Here is a 22617-nt window from a genome sequence, read left to right as displayed (position 1 = left end):
GTGGCGAAGTATACAAAAGACGATATCGTCGCTCGTGCAGCAGAATTAGCTCGAATGATTGCAGATACAGACGAGGTAGATTTTTTTAAACGAGCAGAAGCTCATATTCATGATAATCAAAAGGTCAAAACTTTAATCTCGGATATTAAAGGATTGCAAAAACAAGCTGTGAACTTGCAGCATTACGGTAAATCAGAGGCATTAAAGAAGGTTGAGAACAAAATTGCTTCGATTGAACAAGAATTGGATGAGATTCCTGTTGTTCAGGATTTCAAACAATCTCAAGTAGATGTAAATGAACTTCTTCAGTTAATTGCATCGACGATTTCAAATACCGTAACAGATGAAATTATTACTTCAACCGGGGGAAACCTTTTAATGGGGGAAACAGGGGCAAGCATGAAAAATGGCGGCTCTTGTGACAGCCACGGGGATTGTGATCACGAGCATTAATATGTAAACCAGACTTCATATAGGAAGTCTGGTTTTCTTTTTGTCCAAAAGACATTCCTCTAAAGTACAGGCAATAAAAGGCACACCCCCATAAATCCCGCATAAAATGAACCATGACTAAACTTTTAACCAGCATTCACAAAAATATATATCACACTAGTCTTATCTCACGCATACGATGAATTGAAAATGAATGAGGAGGGTTCGCGCAAAATGGGAGAATACAGAGAGATAATTACCAAGGCCGTAGTTGCGAAAGGACGTAAATTCACCCAGTCCAATCATACGATTAGCCCGGCGCATAATCCAACAAGTATCTTAGGCTGTTGGATCATTAACCATAAATACAATGCGAAAAAAGTTGGCAAAACGGTAGAGATACACGGCTCGTATGATATCAACGTTTGGTACTCATTTAATGACAATACCAAAACTGAAGTAGTGACTGAACGAGTTCAGTACACTGATGTCATTAAGTTAAAGTATCGTGACCATGACTGCCTGGATGACAATGAAATCTGTGCACGAGTACTGCAACAGCCTAATTGTGTTGAAGCAGTCATTTCCCCTAATGGGAATAGAATCATCGTCCATGTCGAAAGGGAATTTCTAGTCGAAGTCATTGGTGAGACTAAGGTTTGTGTCCGTGTAAGTCATGAAGCTTGCAAAGACCATGACGATGACTGGGGATTAGATGTCGACGACGAAGAATTCGAGGAACTAAACCCTGATTTCTTAGTTGGTGGAGAAGAGGAGTAAAGACACTAGGAAGGTAATACTTCCTAGTTTTTTTCTTATATAAAATTATATGATGAAGAAAAGGACATATACATACTGATTTCCATGGTATCCCCGAGTTTTATGTATGTTTATTAAAAAACTCAGCATCCTATTTTTAGGAGGTGCTAACATGGAACCAAAACAGCCAGGCAATAAAAAAATGCCGGATTTTGAACAATTAAATGATCGAGTGATTCTAGAAAGTACACCTACTCCAATGATTGTCATCAAAACCAATCTAGACCCAAAGAGTGCTGCAGAGAATAATCCCTATTATCAAGATGAAGAAGTGAAGGACCCGAAAGCCTTTAAGGATTACTTTGAAGAATAAAAAGCCAGGTTTTACATATCAAAGGGTTCCGTTTTGAGGTGCTTTTTTAAAAATACCTGCCGAAATGACAGTCGTATTGGCAGCGTTATTGTTGTATAAAAAAGTAAAACTCGCCATAGCTATTGGCGAGTTTCTTTATTATAAATACAAAAACTTATGTATAAAACCTCACATACTTGTGATACGTTTCAGTGTAATGCATTTTGATTTTTAAGATGAATCTCACTCCCTTTCCTTAATCGAATAACCAGGAAAAGTAAATAAGCGGAGATTTTCCGGTTAAAAGCAAAATGGAGCTCGTTTCGGGGTTAATAAGGGGAGTTTTTCCGCTTATGCATAGAAAAATCCCCCATTTGCAATTTTTTTGAGTCAATAGGCGGAATCTCTCCGTCTATTTAGGCCTTTTTTTATCATAATTACGAATTAAGCGGAATTCCTCCGTCTATTTATCTACTCGAGTGCTTAACCCGAACCCTCAACCGATAAGTGCGGACCCTCCTGATCCTATGCGGGAACCAGCAACTAGGATTAGGATCAATCAAAACGACACTATAAATGACAGAAGGTTTGACCCTCTTTTTTAATTGTACAATACTTATTGTCCATCATAATAATGATGTCATTTAACTATGTCAAAATTAATGAAATTTCGTAGAAACCTTGATAAATATAGAAAAAGACGTATGCCAATTCATACGTCAATTCTTGTGTCTTTTAATAACAAAGCACCCGAAAACGGAACCCTTTGTTTACACATCCTGGCTTTTTTCCCATTCCGTTTTCAATATGGACAGCATGAACGAATCATGGTATTGTTCATCTTGGTACATATAGCCCCGCAGCAGGCCTTCGTTTGTAAAACCGAGTTTATCTAGTAATGCAAGGGATGCTGTATTTTCGGGATAAACAACGGCACCTATCCTATGTAAATCTAACTTTTGAAAACTAAACCTAATCACTTCACTAACCGACTCTTCTGCAAAACCATTTCCCCAAACGGAAGGGTGCAGTTCATAGCCAATCTCAGCCCGTTTGTTTTTAAGATTAAGCACGTTCAGGCCAACGGTTCCAATGAGTCTTTGGTTTTCCTTTAATTTGATCCCCCAACGAATCCCCCGTTTATCCAGATAGTTTTTGTGAAAGATATCAATTAACCGGGTTGCTTCTGCTGGTAATGTGAAGGGGCTTGTACCATAATAACGGGTCACGTCTTCTAATGATAATATTTCATATACCACATTCATATGATGATGTTTCAATTCAATTAATTTTAACCGCTTCGTCTCTAATATCGGAAAAGCCATCGAAACACCTCTCTTTTTTCACCATTTACGCTTAAAATGATAGTAGAGTCATTATCTCTTTTATTGTATAGTCTTCCAAAACAAATATCTAGAATTAAGGAATATTTTTGGTAAAATTCAGACTAAGAATCTTTTTAATGAATAGAATTTAAACTTACTAGAAGGTGTACGTATTGAATATAAATAAATATATTAACTTAATTGAAACAGAATTGCTTCCGAACATAGACCTATCCGTATTCAGCCCATTTGATCCAATTGTTGTAGACAATCGCTCTGATTCCTGGAAGACAATCGGCTGTGGTAATTATGCTGGAGTGTTCATGCATGAGGCCTATCCTGAAGTGGTAGTAAAAGTATATGGGCGTAATCAGGAAGAGCTTACTGAAGAAACCGAGGTTTATAAGAAACTAGGGACCCATGAATCTTTTTCCAAGCTTTATGGATACGGTGAAAATTATTTGATCTTAAAAAAGCTTGAGGGGATTACATTATTTAATGCATTAATTAAGGGGGTTCAGATTCCTAAACGTGTGATGGAAGATATCGACCGCGGCTTGGAGTATGCCCGTTCGGTCGACTTAAATCCCTTTGATGTCCATGGGAAGAATGTAGTCATGTTTGAAGGCAGAGGCTATATCGTGGATGTATCCGATTTTTATAAACAAGGGTATTGCCGAAAGTGGGACGATTTAAAAAAGGCCTACCACAAAATTTATCATCCGTTTCTTTATAAATATCATCCTCCGATCCCTTTTCCGCTGGTTGATGCTATCCGGAAAGGGTATCGAATTTACCGGAGGGTTAAAAGAAAGTTGGAAAAATAAGACTATATCGTTGAATTTTCTGATAATATAAAATGGAGTTGTTGTAGGAACATAATTAGCGGTTTAGGCTGATAAGGGGGAAGCTTAATGGATGATCGTCAATTCCGTAACGCCATGGGCAAGTTTGCAACAGGAGTAACGGTGGTTGCCACTGAAGTGGGGGGCAGCGTTCATGGGATGACAGCTAATGCATTTATGTCCGTTTCACTTAGCCCGAAATTGGTCGTCGTTTCCATTTCTGAAAGAGCACAAATGTTAGAAAAAATGAATCAAAGCAGAAAATTTTCAGTTAATATTCTTAGCAGCTCCCAGCAGGAACTATCCATGATTTTTGCCGGACAGCAAAAAAATCAACAAGAGGTTAAGTTTGATCGGCTGGGGGATGTTCCGGTGTTATCTGGTGCATTGGCGCAAATTGTTTGTGAAGTTTCAGCTGCACATGTCGAAGGAGACCATACATTGTTCATTGGCAAGGTAACTGACCTCCATATGGAGGATTTTGAGCCGCTGATTTACTTTTCAGGAAAATACCGCTCTTTGGCAAAAGAGTAATAATTAATAAACAGGAACCCACTAGCCGATGGGTTCCTGTTTATTTTTAAGACATTAAGTATGTCTGATTCTGAAAATTTTGATATTATTAATAGTGAGGAAAGGTGTGATCAAATTTGGTAATTCAACTAGAAAACGTCTCATTAATACGTAATGGCAAGGCAATACTACAAGATATTAATTGGCAAATTGAAAAAGGGGAACATTGGGTTTTGTTTGGTTTAAATGGATCTGGAAAAACAGCCATCTTAAATTTATTAAATGCTTACTTTTTCCCATCGAAAGGAAAAATCACAGTTCTAGACTTAGAGTTTGGTAAAACCTATCTTGCAGAAAAACTTCGAAAGCAAATCGGATTTGTTTCGTCTTCACTCCAAGAGAAGTTCCATCCGGATGATAATGCCTTTGAAGTTGTTTTAAGCGGAGAATATGCTTCAATTGGACTTTATGAGACGCCAAATGACGATGTAAGAGAAAGGGCAATTGCCCTTCTTGAGGAGTTAGGGTGTATCGAGTATGCAAATCGTAATTATAACACGCTCTCACAGGGTGAGAAGCAGCGTGTTCTGATTGCTAGGGCATTAATGGCCAATCCGGCCTTACTGATTCTTGACGAACCGACAAATGGGTTAGATTTCATTGCCCGTGAGCAATTGTTAGAATCGGTTGAGAGGATTAGCAAAAATCCGGATGCGCCAACACTCATTTATGTGACACACCATGTAGAAGAGATCCTGCCCGTATTCTCTAAAACTTTGCTTTTGAAAAAAGGACAAGTCTTTGCCTGTGGAGAAACGAGGGACATGATTGCTAGTGACAAGCTGACAGAATACTTTAATCTGCCTGTTAACGTGCATTGGGAAAATGAGCGGCCGCTTTTGTCAAAACGGCTGACAAAAGAAACAGTTAACTTGAAATAATTGTAAGAGACGGTAAGGCACATGACTATCATGCGCCTTTTTGAATGGCTTGAGCGATCAATCAGTGAAAATGCATAGCAGTTAATGGGGAAACAAGAGTGTAAGAATTGGTCTCCAGCACTTTTTGGTATTTATGGTTGTCGAAGATATTAACAAATTAATTGTGATTATAGGTATAATAGGAAGGGAGTTTCTTAAAGGAGAGAAGGGAACAAGTGAAAAGATTTAAAGCTATTCTAATTGTACTATCCATCCTATCTGTTTTAGCAGGCTGTACAAATGAAACACCTGCCCCAAAAACAGAGACGATTAATAAGCAAGAGGAGACAGAAACAGTCAATCAGGCAAAAGAGCAGGCAGCGGCGGAAGAAGAAGCTAAGGCAGAAAAAGCAAAACTAGCTGCAGAAAAGGAAAAAGAGGAACAGCAAGCCGCAAAAGAATCACAAGAAGAATTAGCAAGTAAATTCGGCCTTGAATTGATTACTGTTGGCCGAGTGGTGGACGGAGATACTTTTGTGACCTCTGATGGGAGAAAGGTCCGTTTAGTTGGCATCAATACACCTGAATCAACGACAAGACACGAGCAGTATGGTAAGGAAGCAAGTAACTATACAACATCAAAGTTGAACGGAAAACAGGTATGGATTCAAAAGGATGTATCAGAAACGGATCGGTACGGCCGGCTGCTAAGGATTGTCTGGTTTAGTGTACCGACAAACGATATGGATGAAAACGAGATTCGGACAAAAATGTTTAATGCGGATTTAGTATTAAATGGATATGCTGAGCCTTCCACCTATCCGCCCGATGTCAAGTACAGTGATTATTTTGTTAAGTTTGCCAGAGAGGCAAGGGAGGCGAATAAAGGTCTTTGGGGTTATGGAGACCAAGGAACCACAAAGGGTGATTTGGACTCAAGCTCTGCTGCGAATCGTTCTGGATCTTCGTCAGGTGGAAGCTCAACTGGTACGTCAACCGGAAGCGGTTCGACTTCTAACGCAACAGAATCCTTTAAGAATTGCACAGAAATGAGAAAGGTCTATCCGGATGGAGTACCGTCCACACATCCTGCCTATGAATCAAGACATGACAGAGACAAAGATAACTGGGCTTGTGAATGATTCTAATTTTTACAAGCATAAAAGCCGCAATCAAAATAGATTGCGGCTTTTAGCTGTAGAAAGGATGCGGTAATTAGTGTTTAATCGTTATGGAAATGGCAGGTAATGTCTTTGTCCGGCCATTTCTGCTAGTTTCCTTTACGACAATCGTATGCTTTCCATTACTATATTTATTTGTGTTGAGAGTGTAATGGAAACCAGCTTTCCCATTGTTGAATTGAGGATAAGCTTTAAGAACGTCCGATCTTGTGTCCCCATAGACCGCCTGGCCTGCCAATGCCCCGTCGACCAATATTTCTATTTTTGCTACACCTAACTCATCCAAAAACCAGCCCCGTACATTTTTAGTTTCAGAAAGAGTGGTGCCAGGCACCGGAGTGTCTAAACAACCTTTAGTGTTACCAATAGTTAGCGTTTTTCCAGGCAAAGTCGTGACACGTCCATTTTTACCAGTTTCCTTAATTGTAACAGTATGTTTGCCATCACTAAATTTCGTTGTATCTACAGTATAATGGAAGCCAGCTTTCCCATTATTGTATTTAGGATACGCTTTTTGGACATCTGATCTCGTATCCCCATAGGCCGCCTGACCAACTGCTTTACCGTCTATCAAAATATCAATCTTGGAGACTCCACTTTCATCTAGGAACCAGCCCTTTACGATATTTTTCCCCTTGATTGTGGAACCATTGGCTGGAGTATCCATTACACCGATAGTTGGCAGATGCTGGGGCATCTCGTTCCAAACTAAACTTGAAATTTTATTAATGGTTTCGATCCCATAGGATAAGGAACGATTATTTGTCGTTAGAACTGCAATAATATAATCTTTTCCTTTTCCATTTACATATCCAACACTATTGACAAATAATTTACTAGGTGGATTAGAGGTAACCCAGCCATTTTTTAATGCCACACTAACACCTGAAGGTAAACCAGAACCGGTGCCCCAGCGTTGATCCGACCGTACATGCTTCATAAGATTAAGGCCATACGCTCTTTGAGAGTCCGATAATAGGGTATTTGGATAGGCAAAATATTTCATCATAGTAAGCTGATCGCCTACTGTAGTTGTCGTACGTCCCCACCAGCCGCCTGTACCTGCTGTAGTATGGGTCATTCCCACTTTCCGAAAAAAAGCCTGAACATTTCTATCACTGCCAAGCTGGCGCCAAAGTGTACTAGCAGCACTATTATCGCTAATTTGGATCATCCTAGTCAGCAGTGAATTTTCATTGGATGTAATTGGTATTTTTTGATAAAGGACATCGGCCATAATCGACATTTTAACCACACTCATCGTGTAGTAGGTTTTTGAAGGATTATATGTATAGGTTTTACCTGTGCTTGCATCAAAAACACCAACGGAAACGGTGTTACTTCTTGAAGCAATATAGTTTGTTACTTCAGGTCCTAAAATGGTGCTGGCGGATGCATGGATGTCCGTTTTCCCAAACGACAGCAAGATGATTCCTGATAGAGCCAATGCAGCTAGTTTCTTAAACAAGTTTATTTCTCCATCCTCTCTGGTAAATATGTTTCCTTTTCTATAATACTTCTGTTCTATCAAAAAAAATATAAAAAACTGCATCTTATTTCATGGATTTTTACTTCTTAAGAAAAATAAATATGAAAAAATACTCATTTAAAGATGAAGGGGCAGCATTAAAAAGGATTAATCAACCACAAAATTTTTTAATAAAGTTATTTAAACTATTACACATTAACAATAATCTAAGGTTTAAGCGAAAAGTAGACTGAAAAATAATTGAATATTGGTAATGTAATATACATTACAGTGACAGGATCAATTCAATTAAAAATATGATAAAAAAGCAGTGATTACTACTAGATCACTGCTTTTAATTATTTATCTATTGATTTATGGGGGGGACTAAGGACTGACCATTTTACCTTTCAGCATTCCCCTTAATCCACTTATATCCAACTCCCCAAACTGTAAAAAGGTGGTTATCTATTGGGAATCCGCCATTTCGTAATTTTTCGCGTAAATTCCTAATATGGGAATCAATCGTTCGATCATCTATCTGGGATTGAAGGCCCCATATAGATGACAACAAGTGATCACGAGAATATACTTTTTGAGGATTTTTAAGAAACAAACCCAGTAAAGCAAACTCTTTCGGTGTGACTGAAATTGCTTGATCTTTAAATTTTAATTCCATGGATTCCTGATTCCATTCTAATCCATTGAAAATTAGATAATGCTGATTTTCAGTTGATTTTCTCGTTCTTCTTAGCAATGCCTCGATTCTGGCTAACAGTTCCTTTTCATTAAAAGGTTTCGTCACATAATCGTCAGCCCCAAACTTTAGCCCCTTAATGATGTCTGGAGTTTCACTCCTAGCTTAATAGTGGATAATGAACCCTTATTTCAATTTTGTGTCAATTGTAGAAATTTTTGTAGATGACATAGTTTATACAATAAAAAATCAAAGTTTCTGCACACTTTTCAATTAAAGTCAAAGGTGTTAAGCAATTATCATACATTACACAAACTTTGGAATGAGGTGAAGACTTTGAAGAGAAAATGGTTGTTAATCATGATCCTCCTGGTTGTTTTTTCAGGTGGAAGAATAGCTTTAGCAGATGGTAACCATAGTAAAGTTCCATCCGCATCTAACCTAAATGACCATTCAGAGCATGATATGGAAGGGATGGACATGAGTGGGGGAAACAGCTCTGAAAGTCATGATATGGAAAGTATGAGTAGTGATCATACCACCAGTGATGGCCATGACATGGAAGGAATGACTGACGGGGGAGACATGGAAGGCATGGATATGGAGGAAAGTGGCAGTCACAGTCATGAACCAGTCAAAGAAGAACCAGCAAACCTTAAGGTTTTAGGAACTTTTGGAGCGGTTAATCTTTCCTTTATAGTGATTGGCGTTTGGAATAAGTGGTTTAGAAGAAAGGATGGGTCTAATGGCAATTCCAAAAGACAAGTTATCTAAAGAAATAAAGCCCTATAATCTATTAACCATACCTATGGTTAAGAACTTCATCAAGAGTAAATGGTATCCTGGAATTTTTCAATGGATCGTCCTTGCGGTTTTTTCAGTCATTGTTTATGAATTGGTAGCAGGAACAGTGGATCCAACACGAAATGTGGGAACTTCACTGACATGGGTGTTGTGGTGGCCTTTAATACCAATCTTCTTCTTAGTCATCGGTAGATTTTGGTGTACGATTTGTCCATTTGGTAAAGTAAGTGATATTGTTCGGAAAACGATAGGCAGTAATCGTCCAATGCCAAAGTTCTTAAGAAAGTATGGTTTATGGATGATTGATTTATTCTTTATTGCCATTACTTATAGTGATCATATTTGGGGTGTGGTTGAATCCCCGAGAGGATCTGGTTATTTACTTCTTTTACTAGTAACAATGGTAGTTGGAACCTCTATTTTTTACGAAAGAAGAACATTTTGTAAAACCTTATGTTTTCTAGGGGGACTTTCTGGAAACTATTCTCGTTCTGGTTCATTAGAACTTCGCGGGACGCCTGAAATATGCAAGACATGCAAAACACAATCTTGCTATAAAGGAAGCGAAAAAGCAGAAGGTTGTCCAATGTTTCAATTTGTTAGAACAATGGATACAGGAGCTGATTGTAACTTATGTGGAAACTGTGTGAAAAATTGTCCAAATAACTCTATTCGCATTTCTCCCCGAGTGCCTACATCTGATCTATGGGAAATTAAAAAACCAATGTTGGAGCATACGTTCTTAGCAGCGGTTATTATGGGTATTGTATTTGTTCAAAACATCACAATGGTAACCATTTGGCAGGATATTTTAAACGCAATTGGAACTGTAACCGGAACAGGTAATTATAATGTAAACTTTTCTGTAGCTTTCATTATTGCAATGGCAATTCCAGTGGGTCTCTTGTACGGAACGGCAAAAATTGCAACCTTAACTGGGGGATCAGTAGAAAAAGTAAAGAAAAATTTTATCAGATTTGGCTATGCCATTATTCCTTTGGATTTAGCAGGACACCTTGCTCACAACTTGTTCCATATCATAACTGAAGGAAAGGCAATCTGGTACAACTCAGCAGCATTATTTGGTATGAATGTTACAAGGGGTGAGCTTGCATTTGCACCAGCATCATCCGTTCAACTGTTACAATATATTATTATAGTAATTGGAATGATTGGCTCCATTTATACTGCCTACCGTATTGGAAATAAAGGTTCATTTAAAGCATTAGCACCATATTATGTACTAATGGTATTACTTGCAGCAGCAAACATTTATTTGTTCTCACTTCCGATGATACATAGGGTATAAATAGAAAAGCTTTATAAAGAATGGTTTTTGTAGAAAATCAAACCTTTTATGGATGGCGTGGCGTTTGTCACGCCATTTAATTTTTCCTAATTAATATAAACAGTAAATTTTAATTTTTTACTACTATTTATTCAGGTAGAATAAAGGTAAAGCGGAAGAGGATAGTTAGTCAATTAATGTGAGGGAGTATTAAGAAAGATGGAAGTGAAGGAGTTAACTCTTCAATTATTTTCAACCTATGAACATATCGCTTTCCTTTTAAGTATTGTAACCAACATTATTATTAGTGTGCTCGGAATAGTTCCCAGTGTTTTTCTAACTGCTATAAATCTACAAGTATTTGGCTTTTGGGAAGGCATGTTTATTTCATTTGCGGGTGAAGCACTAGGAGCTATAATTTCTTTTGTATTGTACCGAAAAGGATTTAGGAAACTATCTAATTTAAAGCAGTTCTCTCATCCAAAGGTAAAGCGGTTACTTACCGCTCAAGGAAAAGAATCATTTTTCTTAATTCTTTCACTAAGACTACTGCCCTTTGTCCCGTCCGGTGTTGTGACTTTCTTTGCTGCAATTGGAAAGACATCGATTCTTATTTTTGTCATTGCTAGTTCCATTGGGAAAATCCCTGCAATCATGATAGAAGCTTATTCTACTCAACAGGTGTTTAATTGGACCATTCAAGGGAAAGTAATAACCACTGCAATTGCGATTCTTCTAATAATTATGACTTGGAAAAAACTAAGGGAAGAATGAATTTTTTTGAAGAAAAAGTAGGTTATCTAATTAACGAGAGGAAAAAAAGGCTCTGACCAAGGGGATTTAGTCAGAGCCTTTTGATTTTTTAACATATAGCATTATAGTCACTTTAGGATGCATAGTGCAATGCAATGTCCATATCACTTATCATTTGGTCCAAAAGTAGATAGTCACCTCTGTTTATAAGTTATTCATCGTGTTTTTCATGTCTGTGCCATTAGTACCGTCCATCATTCCATTTTCTTCATGGCAAGCTTTGTACATTTCTTTTAATTCATCCTTTGTAGAATCTGGATGCATCTTTTGGATAAACGGCAACATTTTCTCAAAATTCACACCATCATCAGATTTGCTATTACCAGCTGCAAAAACAGCGGTTCCAGCTCCAAGAATAAAAGCAGCACTTACAATCCCGATAATAAACTTTTTCATTAACTTTCACTCCTTTCTTTTCTTATCTATATAGTAAATAAAAACTTTGCAGAAATAAGGGAGATTTAGTGTTAATGTTATGAATATTTAATTGAACGTGTATTGATTTTTTCTCAATATCCCAACTTCTAAATAAAAGAAAACAAAAATCTACAACAAATTAATTAAAATAAGGAAAGAAAAAAGCAATATAGAGATTTAAAATAAATAGTAGTCTTTTAAAAATTTAAAATAGCAATACAGAAAGGATGAATGAAATGTCGATCACTATCGCAAATACAGCAAAAGGAAAAATGAAAGGGATTTCTTTGAAGGCATATACTGTATTTAAAGGAATACCTTATGCCAAGCCGCCTGTTGGTGACCTTAGATGGAAAGCTCCCCAGGAAGTGGATGCATGGGATAACATTTATCTTGCGGATACATTTCCTAGGGCAAGTATGCAGGAGGTTGGTCCAAGGGATTCGTTTTATGATAAAGAGTTTTATAGTAATCCGGAATTTGTTTATGAACCTAGCGAAGACAGTCTTTATTTAAATATTTGGACTCCAGCTAAAAGTTCAGAAGAAAACCTGCCCGTCGCCATTTGGATACACGGGGGTGCATTTATGGGCGGTTATGGAAGCGAGTTAGAATTTGATGGAGAAGCCTATTGTAAGAGAGGCGTCATTCTAGTCACGATAAATTATCGATTGAATATTTTTGGATTTATGGCCCACCCCTGGTTATCAGCTGAAAATAATCAAGGGATCTCAGGAAATTATGGAATACTAGATCAGATCGCAGCCATTAATTGGGTCTATAATAATATTACTGCATTTGGAGGAGACCCTTCCAATATTACTATTTTTGGTCAAAGTGCAGGTGCAATGAGTGTGCAAACACTTGTATCTTCTGATTTAACAGAAAATATGATCAGTAAGGCGATTATGCAAAGTGGAGGAGGATATGATAGCGGGCTAAATCGAGATGACATGACACTAAAACATGCGGAAAAGATTGGTCAGGAAATTACAGACATGGCAGGCATCAAGTCAATAGAAGAGTTCAGAGCGATGTCAGCTAAGGAAGTTTTAACGGTATTTAACAAAGCAATGCCTATCATTTTACAAAAGGAAAAATCATTCTTCATGGTGCCAGTCATAGATGGCCATGTTTTAAAAGAAGGATATAATCTATTGATTGATCAGAAAAAGGTTAAAAATATTCCATATATGCTAGGCTCAACAAAAGATGATATATTAGTAGATCCAGAGGATGTTAAAGCTGGTGTGCCAAGCAAATTACAAAGCGGCTGTATCGCCTGGAGTAAAATACTCGATGATCCAGAAATAAAGCCTGCCTATGTCTATGAGTTTAGACGGGATCTTCCAGGAGATGAAGCTGGTGCCTTCCATTCAGCTGAACTCTGGTATATGTTTGGAACAATGAATCGTTGCTGGCGTCAATGGGAAGAACATGATTATAAATTGAGTGATTTAATGCTTGATTACTGGTCAAACTTTATGAGAAATGGCAATCCAAATAGAGATAGAATAGAAGATTGGAGACCATGTACGAAGAAGGATACGTTCGTAAAAGTGTTAGGATAGGAATCTGAAGAGTATATTTTTAATGTTTAGTTTCGAATTTAATATTTTATAATGTCTATGCACGCACTCTCAGAGTGCGTTTTTTCTTTTAGGTTTAGGTAATAATGATGATAAAGATATGCATCAAATTTTTAACCTGAAATGTAAAATCTATATGTAAAAAGAGAAAATTAATTATGAAAATATATGTAAATATAAGAAAATGATATTTATTTTCTGAAAATTATAAGGTAAAATCAAATTAGTTAGTAGAATAACGATCAAATAAGAAATGAAAGGAGAATAATAATGTTTGATAATTTTTTAATTAGAAAAGATAGTCTTGAAAATGTATATAAAGATGATAAAGCGATAGGATTCAAATTTGCAGTCCGTATAGCAGATTATAGAGGTTGTTTCTTGTCTTTACACAATGGATATTACATTGAATGTGATGGGGTTGAATATCCTAGAGAATTGCAAAAGTTTGAAATAAATGGTAAAGTGCCAAGGGATTTTGAAGAAATTAAAACATGCGTTTGGGAACATTGGAATTATGATGATGAAGGGTATGTTTATGTTGAAAAAGAAGGCGGGTTAACAGCAGGAATACATACTATTAAACTGCAACAATCTGTTTTAGCCACATATGGTTATATGCCATGGGACGAGGAATGGTTAAAGAACCCGCCAGTTCCAGGACATGGGGCGGGTGCGGGAAAGACGGCAAATATTTGTTCATTTGATTTAGAATTACAGGGAAGGAGATGATCGTATGTCCATTAAAAGAGGGGTCTCACTATATAGTTATCAGCAAGCTCAATTTTTTAAACAAATGAATTGGAAGGATATGATTAAGGAAGTTCACGATCATCTTAAAACAGATGGGATTGAGATTATTGATGAAGCCATTATTAGAGATTATCCATTTCCATCTGAACAGTTTATATTTGATTGGAATAATGAAATGGCAAGATATAATATGAATGCAGTTACAATGGATGTCTATTTAGATGTACACCAATTTAGGGATCATATTATGACTCATAGAGAGGCGGCAGAAAGATTAAAAAATGATATTAAAATTGCTGCAAAATTAGGGTTTAAAAATGTCCGTCCGCTTTGCCTTGTACCAATAGAGGTAATTGAAATGGCACTTGAAACGGCAGAAAAATTTGATGTGAGGATTGGGAAAGAAATTCATGCACCACTTCCTATTAAGCCAGGAACAAGGGTACAACCTAAAACAGGAATGGCAGCAGCCCTGGATTTTAGAATGTCAGAGCAAATTATTGAACTTGCTGATCGTACAGGAAGTAAGCATGTTGGATTAGTACCTGATTTTGGGATTTTCCAACACTCTCCATCTCAAGTAGCAATTGATTATGCAAAAAGACATGCAAAAATTCCGGAAACCGTTGATTTTCTTCTAGAAAACGGAAAAAATTATGGTTTAGACGATATTGTTAACGTATTGGGTGAAAAGTATCCTGATCATAAACTTGATCTGTCAACTATTGAAAGAATGAGTCTTAGTAAATCATCAGCAGATCCTGAAGATATCATAGATATTATCCCATACATCGTAAGTATGCATGGCAAGTTCTACAATATGACAGAAATACCAGGTAAACCAGGCTGTTATGAAGATCTAGCTATAGACTATGAAACTCCTATTAAGTATTTAAAGGAACATGGATTTAACGGATATATCAATTCAGAATATGAAGGTCAAAGAGATCAGCAAGATAGAGGTATTGAGTTCTTGGCTGATGAGGTAGATCAGGTAAGACGTCATCAGGAGATGCTTTCAAGATTAATTGGTGAAAAGATATAGATTCTGTATTGTCATAGTCTTTACCATGGAGGTCCGTTTGAAAACGGGCCTCCATCTATTGTACAAATAAACGTTTTGAAATCCAAACTTTATTACTGTAATGTGTTGTGATACTATTAATTCAAAACTGGCTGTAAATAGCTGGAGTATTTACAGAAAAACAGGTGATAAAATGGTTACAGTGGTAGATGTTGCAAAGAAGGCAGGGGTATCTGTTGCAACTGTTTCTCGTGTATTAAATAGTAATTACATGGTGACAAAAGAGAAAAAAGATAAAGTCTTAAAGGCGATTGAGGAGCTTGGTTATGTTCCTAAAACCTCCGTTCGAAGTGAAAAAAACAATGAAAAGAAGGTAATTGTTGTCCTTGCAGCAGCTATCATTCATGATATTATTGCTGGAATACAGGATTTTGGAGTACAACATGGTTATGAGATTATGATTAGCTATCATGCGAGTGAAACGAGAAGCTCACAACCTTGGAGTTTTTTACCGAAAGGGCAATTAGGCGGGGTAATCATCTTAAATATGTTATTTAATGAACAAGAACTTCTAGAAATAAGTAACACTGTTCCTGTTGTGCAATGCAGTCAGTATACCTCTATTCCAAATACCTATGCAGTTACTGTAGATGACGAAAAAGCTGCTTATCATGCAGTCTCTCATTTGATTGAGACAGGAAAAAGAAATATTGCTTTTGTTGGTATGGGAATCGAAGAGGGAGAAGGTTATATTTCCACAAACTTCTCAAAAGATCGGTTTATAGGTTATCGTCGAGCGTTGGAAGACTACGGGATCACCTTTAATAAGGATTTAGTGAAGTATAGCGATAATAGTTATGAAAGCGGTGCCCAATCGGCGATAGAATTATTGGAACAACATATTCCATTTGATGGCGTTTTCTGTGTAACAGATAATTCGGCTGTAGCTTGTTTAAATATGTTTAAAGATGCCGGTTATCGTGTTCCAGAGGATATTGCCGTATGTGGTTTTGATAATCAGGAAATTTCAGAAATGACCAACCCAAAATTAACCACTGTTGATCAACCTTTTTATGAAATTGGGTATGAATCGATGAAAATGCTTGAAAGTATTATGAAAGGTGAAATTTCTACGGGTAGAAGGGTATTAATTGAACATAAACTTATTAAACGCGGATCAACAGTTTCTTAATCAATCAATCAAACAAAAATAACCTGGGAAATGAATTTACCCAGGTTATTTTTATTGATATTTTTTCCTGAGAATAGACCGAAAAATAACTGAAATAAATAGAAAATATCAAGATAATTAATGAAAAAAATGAAAAAAGTATATTGTTTTACTGAAAATTAGATGCTATATTATATGTAAAGTTACATAAAGCGCTTTCAGTGCAGGGGGGTGGGGGCATTATTGGCAGTTACAAAAATTTTAAATGATCAAAAATAATCATTTATGGGGGAAAAAAATGAAAAAGAATTATTGCTTCTTCTCTATTATTATTTCTATCATGATTCTTCTTGCTGCCTGCAGTAATAACACCACGACCTCAAATGAAAACAAAAAAGATCAAACAGGTAATAAAGATAATAAAACTGTCGAATTAACCATGGCCTTTTTGGCATTTGGTCCTCCACCGAAGGATTTGGAATTGGTTCAAGCTGAAATTAATAAATTGACGAAAGAAAAAATCAACGCAACAGTAAAATTACTTCCTATCAATGCCAGTCAATATACACAACAAACGAATCTGATGTTATCGAGTAAAGAAAAGCTAGATTTACTTGTTACAGGTAACATCCCTGGGTTTCTTGATTATTCTGGACAGTCTGTGAAAGGACAGCTTCTTCCATTAGATCAGTTGATTGAAAAGTATGGAAAAGGTATATCTGGATCTCTAGGAGAACAATTCATCAGTGCCGGTAAAATTAACGGAAAAACTTATGGTGTTCCAACAATAAGAGATTTGGCTGGAGACCGAAGTCTGATCATGAGAAAAGATTTAGTAGATAAATATAAAATCGATCTTAGTAAAATAAAATCCTTGGATGACGTCGAAGCAGTTTTAAAAACAATTAAAGAAAATGAACCTGGGGTTTCTCCATTAATGCCTGGACAAGTTGGGGCTGCAACAATTGTTGATGGACTATTTCTTCCCGAAGGAGATTCACTAGGGGATAATCTTGGTGTCCTGCTAGATTCATCTGAATTAAAGGTTACTAATTACTACGAGTCTGATGAATATTCAGAATTAGTAAAACTCGCAAGAAAATGGAACAAAGCCGGATATATTTTGCCTGGTGCAGCTACAAACAAGGAATCCGCAGAAGCACTTATGAAGGCGAAGAAGATATTTGCATTCATATCAAGTTCAAAACCGGGAATTGATGGGCAAATCTCAAAGAGTGTAGGATCGGAAGTAGTAAGTGTGCCATTAACACCAATCTCAACCAACACTCAAAAAGTAACTAGCTTTATGTGGGCTGTTCCACAATTTGCAGAAAATCCTCAAAAATCCGTGGAATTACTTAACTTATTGTATTCTGACAAGGATTTAGTCAATTTGATCGATTGGGGAATTGAAGGAAAACATTATGTAAAAACAGATACAGGTGTGATTGATTACCCGCAGGGTGTTGATGCAAACACTACAGGTTATGCGTTAAACTCAGGGTTCCAATTCGGTAATCAATTTTTATCTAATATTTGGAAAGGTGACTCACCTGATCTCTGGAAAGAAATGGATTCATTTAATAAGGACGCAAAAGCATCCGAAGCTCTTGGTTTCTTATTTGACTCTTCATCAGTTAAAACAGAAGTTGCTGCCGTATCAAACGCTATCAATCAGTTTAAGGGTGCATTGGAAGATGGTCTGGTTGATCCAAAAACCGAGTTGCCAAAATTCCAAGAGAAACTAAAAGCTGCCGGTATTGATAAGATTATTGAAGAAAAGCAAAAGCAACTTGATAAGTGGGCACAACAGAATAAGTAAGTTTTTAGGCCTAATAAGGCCTGGAAATTGACGATGCAATAAGAGAAGAGCTGCAGCCTCAAGGGGTTACAGCTCTCTTTTTACGTATATAAAAGAATACTAGAATGAATTCTTCATGAAGATATTGAAAATTCTGAATATTTATGTTAATTTTTTATTGGATGATAGATGATTATCATTCTTATTAACTACCTGGCATCAACATCTTTTTTAAAGCGATTTTGGAATGCAAAGATATTAAAGCGCTTTCATACGACTGAATTCCTAATCAATCCACTTTCATTCCAATGGGTGTTGTATTTTATCTAGTTTTCTCCATAACTTGGCATATATATAAATATGTATAAAGGAGGGAAGGTTTCTTAATAAATTCTGATTTATTTATAGAGAAACAGATGATAGACAACAACTTATGAACTAAAGCGATAGGCATTTAATATTTCATTTATAGGGGGATTCAGATGGATGTTAGTGGAATTTTAAAGGTAGTTGCAGAAAGTAAACTGGTTTATCCAAATGAAGAAAAGCTATCAAACACATCAATTGGAAGCGGTAAAGCTTTTCAGGAACTTCTTCAAAAATCCCAACAAAATCCCGAGGCTTTTTGGAACGATGTTGCGAAAGAGCTAGTTTGGTATGAACCTTGGAGAAAAACAATGAGTGGGAGTCTTCCAGATTTCCGTTTTTTCGAAGGTGGGATTAGCAATCCTTGTGTTAACTTACTTGACCGTCATATAGAAAACGGTGCAGGAAATCGCACCGCCCTCATTTGGGAGGGAGAAAACGGAGACACCAAGTTTTATACATATAACATGCTGTTAGCTGAAGTAAACCGATTCTCTAATGTTCTCCGGTCCTTCGGTGTGAAAAAAGGGGATTGTGTGGCTATTTTCCTTCCTAATTTGGCTGAGGCGATTATTGCTGTGCTTGCTTGTTTTCGTATAGGTGCTATTTATAATACCATTTTTTCCGGATACTCTGAAAAGTCTTTGAAGGACCGTCTGGTTAGCTTTGAGCCAAAGATTATCGTGACGACGGACGCGACAACAAGACGGGGAAATAAGGTTTACTTGAAAGAAAAAGTGGATGCAGTCATTCCAGATATTCCATCGATTAAAGCGGTGATTGTGGTAAACCGCCTAAACACAGAAATCAATATGAAAGAAGGTCGTGATTTCTGGTGGGAGGAACTAACGAAAAAGGCAAGTATCCATTGTGAACCTGAGAGGCTAGAGGCCAATGAATATGGAATAGTGTTTTATACAAGCGGCACAACAGGAAAGCCAAAGGGAGTCGTTCATTCAGGAATGGCCTTTATTATCCAAAATTACATCTATAGCAAATATCATATGGATCATCATGATGACGATGTTTTCTGGTGTACGGCGGACATTGGCTGGCTGACGATGCATATTTGGGGCATTGCAGGTGCGTTAGCAAACGGGGTCACCACGGTTGTATATGAAGGTGCAATGGACTATCCAACAAAGGATAGATTTTATCAGGTGATTGAGAAGTACCGTGTCAATAAATTGTTTACTGCCCCAACGGCATTGCGGATGTTAAAGAGTCTTGGTGAAAAAGTTTTGGATCAATTTGATTTATCATGCCTGGATGTCATCTCATTAGTGGGCGAACCTTTTGACACTGAGTCATGGCAATGGACGTATGAAGTACTAGGAAAGAAAAAGATATGCGTCAATAATACATGGGGACAAACCGAAACGGCTGGTTGTCCAATTGCTGGCGCGGCGTGGTTAACCCCAATGAAGCCTGGATCAGCCGGAATGCAATTTTTAGGAGCTGATATTGCTGTTGTAGATGAAGAGGGAAATCCAGTTAAACCGGGTACATTAGGGAATTTACTTATTAGAAAACCATTTCCAATGCTATGCCGCACGCTTTGGAGGGAACCAGAGCGCTACCTTTCCTCTTATTTTAGTCAGGTAGAAGGCAGCTATTTTGCAAGTGATTTGGCTCTAATTGATGAGGATGGCTATGTGTGGGTCGTTGGGCGTTCGGATGATGCCTTCAATGTTGCCGGGCATCGGTTAAGTACAATGGAAATTGAGAGTGCAGTGCTTGAATGTGAAGGAGTTGCTGAGGCGGCTGTCATTGGTGTCCCTGATGAAATTAAAGGAGAAGTACCGCTCGTATTTGCCAGAGTAAATGATCCTTCGCTAGGGACAGATCATTTGATAGAAAAAATAAATGAACGGATTATCCAGCTTATCGGAAAAATTGCTCTGCCCAAAACGATTATTTTCACAGAAACACTCCCAAAAACAGTTAGCGGCAAAATCATGCGCCGCTTGTTAAAAGAAATTTTCTTATCAGGGAGGGTCTCAGGTGATATAACAGGGCTTGAAGACCCAGCAACAGTAGCGCAAATTCAAACGATTATTAATGATAAGTATACAGTTAAGTAATTCGAGATGGAAAAAATAATATTTACGGACGATAATTAGTTTTGTTTGGAATGATTATGGGGGCATGTTATTTTAGGTGGAAATATTGGGAGTTGTCTGGATGTCAATTTCTAATACAAAATAAATAAGTGAGGCTCTCTTATAAAATGGTGAGCCTCTATTTTCATGTTTTAATTGGTTACAACCATGTTTCGAAGAAATTAAAATAATCAACCTTCAATAAATTCTTCGCAGTTTGAGCAATAGCTTATATAATGTTGCGGTTTCCCAGATTTATCTTCTGGTTTTGAGTAATCAATATCTGCAAGGTATACCGCTTCACAGTTTGGGCAAGCTAACAATTTTGATCCCATTTTAATATTGCTCCTTTCATTAATCAATATCATAATGATTGCCCTAATTAAATTATTTAAACTATCTTGTAGAATAAATATCAATAGTGCTTAGAAAACAATATTAAAAAGATTTTATTTATCGCCGCAGACCACTTGTTTAATAAATATGACTATATTTGATAACACAGAAAAACCCTTGCAATCGCAAGGGTTTTTAGACGTCCCGAAGAGGATTCGAACCTCCGACCTACAGTTTAGGAAACTGTTGCTCTATCCTGCTGAGCTATCGGGACAAAGTTAAGTGAAAATATTTTGTTCCTACACATAATTAGTGACCCCGTCCTGATCTCAGAATGAATTACTCAAGGAGCAGCTCGATCAGTACGCTGAAGTAAACCACTGAAGCATATTCGAACGTGCTGAGCTATCGGGACACTATGAACTTTATTTATTATAATAAGTTAAATTAAAAAGGTCAATAAAAATTTGAAATTAAGCAATAGGTAAATCCCTCTCCACTTCTGTTTTTCTTCCTGTCTTTTCTCGAAATAATCCCCAGACCAATAGGCTTAGTGTAATTAATAGCCCTTCCAAAGATAATATATACCAAGGGTAGGGACCCAGAACATCCAAAAGGCTGGTGCCACTTGGCTTATGGCTCAAGAACATATAATTTCCTCCAACAAGCTTATTAATAAGCATGATAATTGGCATAAGCACATTCAAAAAGATAAACAACTTCAAAACAGACCAGATGGTTGGCCGATATCCTTTGACCCAAGTAAAATAAAGAGGAACCCAGATGGTCATTAAATGAGTATAAAAGAAATGAAAAAACCGAAAATGCGGGAAGTCATAATTTAATAATGGCGTGAAGATTGCTTGCGATGCTCCTAATAAAGCGGTGAATAATAAAATTTCGTAAACACTCTTTTTTCTAGTCAGTAATAAAATGATATTTAAAATAAGGCTAATGCTGCAAAGCTCTAATGGAATTGCATGGCTAACATCCCAACTGCCATTTATTATCATCCAAACATGATAGGTTGCTTCTATAATAATTAAAGAAATGGCTGCCCCAATCTCCCAGGGTCTTGTCTTGTCTGTTTTCAATTGTTCTCTATATAAATATATGCAAGTTGCCACAATTAGTAAGAGGGCAATAATGATTATATGACTAAGAGAAAACATATCAAAATCATAATTTTTCGAACTGCGGCCGAACCACCCCAAGCGAACACCTCCTGTATTTTGTACTTTACCATGATTTGATTTCAGAAAAAGTCGAAAGTTAGAGGACAGGAAAAAATTTTTAGTAAATAATTTGGCAAATATTCAACGGGTGCCTGACACCTGCCGTGTATGATATAATAGTTTGTCGAAGAAAATCGAATTAGAAAATTTTAGTCTGTAATTCCTGTGAAATACACCCGGATTTTTTTGTCATGGAGACTAAATGGGTACAATTGCAGACAATTGTGTCCACATGAAGCCGTTATGAGGACAAAAAAGGCAAGCGGAGAATCAAATTTGTCCGCATGAGGCCGTCATGAGGACAAAAAAGGCAAGCGGAGAATCAAATTTGTCCGCATGAAGCCGTCATGAGGACAGAAAAGGCAAGCGGAGAACCAAATATGTCCGCATGAAGCCGTCATGAGGACAGAAAAGGCAAGCAGAGAA

The 22617-nt window shown here is 37.1% G+C and carries 21 protein-coding genes and 1 tRNA gene; 16 read left to right on the top strand and 6 right to left on the bottom strand.

Annotated features, from left to right (window positions below; all coding sequences use genetic code 11):
* From GXK58_RS03475 to GXK58_RS03465, 3 genes are all read left to right on the top strand, one after another.
* On the top strand, nucleotides 1–453 hold the full coding sequence (locus GXK58_RS03475) for a RicAFT regulatory complex protein RicA family protein (protein WP_160719902.1): 453 nt from the start codon (nucleotides 1–3) through the stop codon (nucleotides 451–453).
* Nucleotides 454–666: 213 nt separating this feature from the next.
* Nucleotides 667–1212 (top strand): outer spore coat protein CotE, encoded by a 546-nt coding sequence (locus GXK58_RS03470; protein ID WP_160719901.1) that lies wholly within the window; start codon nucleotides 667–669, stop codon nucleotides 1210–1212.
* A 151-nt stretch (nucleotides 1213–1363) separates the two neighbouring features.
* Entirely contained in the window at nucleotides 1364–1564 is a 201-nt protein-coding gene (locus tag GXK58_RS03465; RefSeq protein ID WP_160719899.1) for a hypothetical protein, read from the top strand.
* 749 nt (nucleotides 1565–2313) lie between these two features.
* Here GXK58_RS03465 and GXK58_RS03460 read toward each other — a convergent pair.
* Complete coding sequence (locus tag GXK58_RS03460; RefSeq protein WP_160719898.1) at nucleotides 2314–2868, bottom strand: GNAT family N-acetyltransferase; 555 nt, start codon at nucleotides 2866–2868, stop codon at nucleotides 2314–2316.
* A 173-nt stretch (nucleotides 2869–3041) separates the two neighbouring features.
* Here GXK58_RS03460 and GXK58_RS03455 point away from each other — a divergent pair, with 173 nt between their 5' ends.
* The 4 genes from GXK58_RS03455 (at nucleotide 3042) to GXK58_RS03440 (ending at nucleotide 6288) form a co-directional block, all read left to right on the top strand.
* Complete coding sequence (locus tag GXK58_RS03455; RefSeq protein ID WP_160719897.1) at nucleotides 3042–3695, top strand: serine/threonine protein kinase; 654 nt, start codon at nucleotides 3042–3044, stop codon at nucleotides 3693–3695.
* Between the two features lie 87 nt (nucleotides 3696–3782).
* A complete protein-coding gene (locus GXK58_RS03450) occupies nucleotides 3783–4247 on the top strand; it encodes a flavin reductase family protein (protein WP_160719895.1) in 465 nt (154 codons plus the stop codon).
* A gap of 116 nt (nucleotides 4248–4363) precedes the next feature.
* Nucleotides 4364–5167 (top strand): ABC transporter ATP-binding protein, encoded by an 804-nt coding sequence (locus GXK58_RS03445; protein WP_160719894.1) that lies wholly within the window; start codon nucleotides 4364–4366, stop codon nucleotides 5165–5167.
* 215 nt (nucleotides 5168–5382) lie between these two features.
* Nucleotides 5383–6288, top strand: coding sequence for a thermonuclease family protein (locus tag GXK58_RS03440; RefSeq protein ID WP_160719893.1), 906 nt, complete (start codon nucleotides 5383–5385; stop codon nucleotides 6286–6288).
* A gap of 73 nt (nucleotides 6289–6361) precedes the next feature.
* Here GXK58_RS03440 and GXK58_RS03435 read toward each other — a convergent pair whose 3' ends face one another.
* Together GXK58_RS03435 and GXK58_RS03430 are read right to left on the bottom strand one after the other, a co-directional pair.
* Complete coding sequence (locus GXK58_RS03435; protein WP_160719891.1) at nucleotides 6362–7795, bottom strand: serine hydrolase; 1434 nt, start codon at nucleotides 7793–7795, stop codon at nucleotides 6362–6364.
* Between the two features lie 403 nt (nucleotides 7796–8198).
* Nucleotides 8199–8600 carry a winged helix-turn-helix domain-containing protein gene (locus tag GXK58_RS03430; RefSeq protein WP_237389559.1) on the bottom strand — a complete coding sequence of 134 codons (402 nt, stop codon included), beginning with the start codon at nucleotides 8598–8600 and terminating at the stop codon, nucleotides 8199–8201.
* 228 nt (nucleotides 8601–8828) lie between these two features.
* Here GXK58_RS03430 and GXK58_RS03425 point away from each other — a divergent pair, with 228 nt between their 5' ends.
* The 3 genes from GXK58_RS03425 (at nucleotide 8829) to GXK58_RS03415 (ending at nucleotide 11358) form a co-directional block, all read left to right on the top strand.
* Entirely contained in the window at nucleotides 8829–9266 is a 438-nt protein-coding gene (locus GXK58_RS03425) for a hypothetical protein (protein ID WP_160719889.1), read from the top strand.
* Nucleotides 9238–10605, top strand: coding sequence for a 4Fe-4S binding protein (locus tag GXK58_RS03420; RefSeq protein ID WP_160719888.1), 1368 nt, complete (start codon nucleotides 9238–9240; stop codon nucleotides 10603–10605). The genes GXK58_RS03425 and GXK58_RS03420 overlap by 29 nt, the downstream gene beginning before the upstream one ends.
* 198 nt (nucleotides 10606–10803) lie before the next feature.
* Nucleotides 10804–11358 carry a TVP38/TMEM64 family protein gene (locus GXK58_RS03415; protein ID WP_442862453.1) on the top strand — a complete coding sequence of 185 codons (555 nt, stop codon included), beginning with the start codon at nucleotides 10804–10806 and terminating at the stop codon, nucleotides 11356–11358.
* A 183-nt stretch (nucleotides 11359–11541) separates the two neighbouring features.
* Here the strand turns inward: GXK58_RS03415 and GXK58_RS03410 are convergent, their stop codons facing one another.
* Nucleotides 11542–11793: a hypothetical protein gene (locus tag GXK58_RS03410; RefSeq protein WP_160719887.1), complete on the bottom strand. Its 252-nt coding sequence runs from the start codon at nucleotides 11791–11793 to the stop codon at nucleotides 11542–11544.
* Between the two features lie 257 nt (nucleotides 11794–12050).
* Here GXK58_RS03410 and GXK58_RS03405 point away from each other — a divergent pair, with 257 nt between their 5' ends.
* From GXK58_RS03405 to GXK58_RS03380, 6 genes are all read left to right on the top strand, one after another.
* The gene (locus GXK58_RS03405; RefSeq protein ID WP_160719885.1) at nucleotides 12051–13385 is read left to right on the top strand and encodes a carboxylesterase/lipase family protein; all 1335 of its coding nucleotides are present in this window, start codon (nucleotides 12051–12053) and stop codon (nucleotides 13383–13385) included.
* A gap of 288 nt (nucleotides 13386–13673) precedes the next feature.
* A complete protein-coding gene (locus tag GXK58_RS03400) occupies nucleotides 13674–14135 on the top strand; it encodes a C-glycoside deglycosidase beta subunit domain-containing protein (protein ID WP_160719884.1) in 462 nt (153 codons plus the stop codon).
* A 4-nt stretch (nucleotides 14136–14139) separates the two neighbouring features.
* Nucleotides 14140–15201 carry a TIM barrel protein gene (locus GXK58_RS03395; protein ID WP_160719882.1) on the top strand — a complete coding sequence of 354 codons (1062 nt, stop codon included), beginning with the start codon at nucleotides 14140–14142 and terminating at the stop codon, nucleotides 15199–15201.
* A gap of 172 nt (nucleotides 15202–15373) precedes the next feature.
* Entirely contained in the window at nucleotides 15374–16372 is a 999-nt protein-coding gene (locus GXK58_RS03390) for a LacI family DNA-binding transcriptional regulator (RefSeq protein ID WP_160719880.1), read from the top strand.
* Nucleotides 16373–16649: 277 nt separating this feature from the next.
* Nucleotides 16650–18173: an ABC transporter substrate-binding protein gene (locus GXK58_RS03385; RefSeq protein ID WP_160719878.1), complete on the top strand. Its 1524-nt coding sequence runs from the start codon at nucleotides 16650–16652 to the stop codon at nucleotides 18171–18173.
* A gap of 461 nt (nucleotides 18174–18634) precedes the next feature.
* Nucleotides 18635–20602, top strand: a complete 1968-nt coding sequence (locus GXK58_RS03380) for an acetate--CoA ligase (RefSeq protein ID WP_160719876.1) — start codon at nucleotides 18635–18637, stop codon at nucleotides 20600–20602.
* 554 nt (nucleotides 20603–21156) lie between these two features.
* On the opposite strand, the gene GXK58_RS03375 is transcribed toward GXK58_RS03380, so the two are convergent.
* Nucleotides 21157–21230 (bottom strand) — tRNA-Arg (locus tag GXK58_RS03375).
* Between the two features lie 199 nt (nucleotides 21231–21429).
* Nucleotides 21430–22170 carry a YwaF family protein gene (locus tag GXK58_RS03370; protein WP_160719874.1) on the bottom strand — a complete coding sequence of 247 codons (741 nt, stop codon included), beginning with the start codon at nucleotides 22168–22170 and terminating at the stop codon, nucleotides 21430–21432.
* Between the last annotated feature and the right edge of the window lie 447 nt (nucleotides 22171–22617).

This window comes from Bacillus sp. USDA818B3_A (assembly GCF_009928415.1).
GTDB lineage: Bacteria > Bacillota > Bacilli > Bacillales > Cytobacillaceae > Neobacillus.
This window is presented reverse-complemented; position numbering and strand designations above follow the sequence as displayed.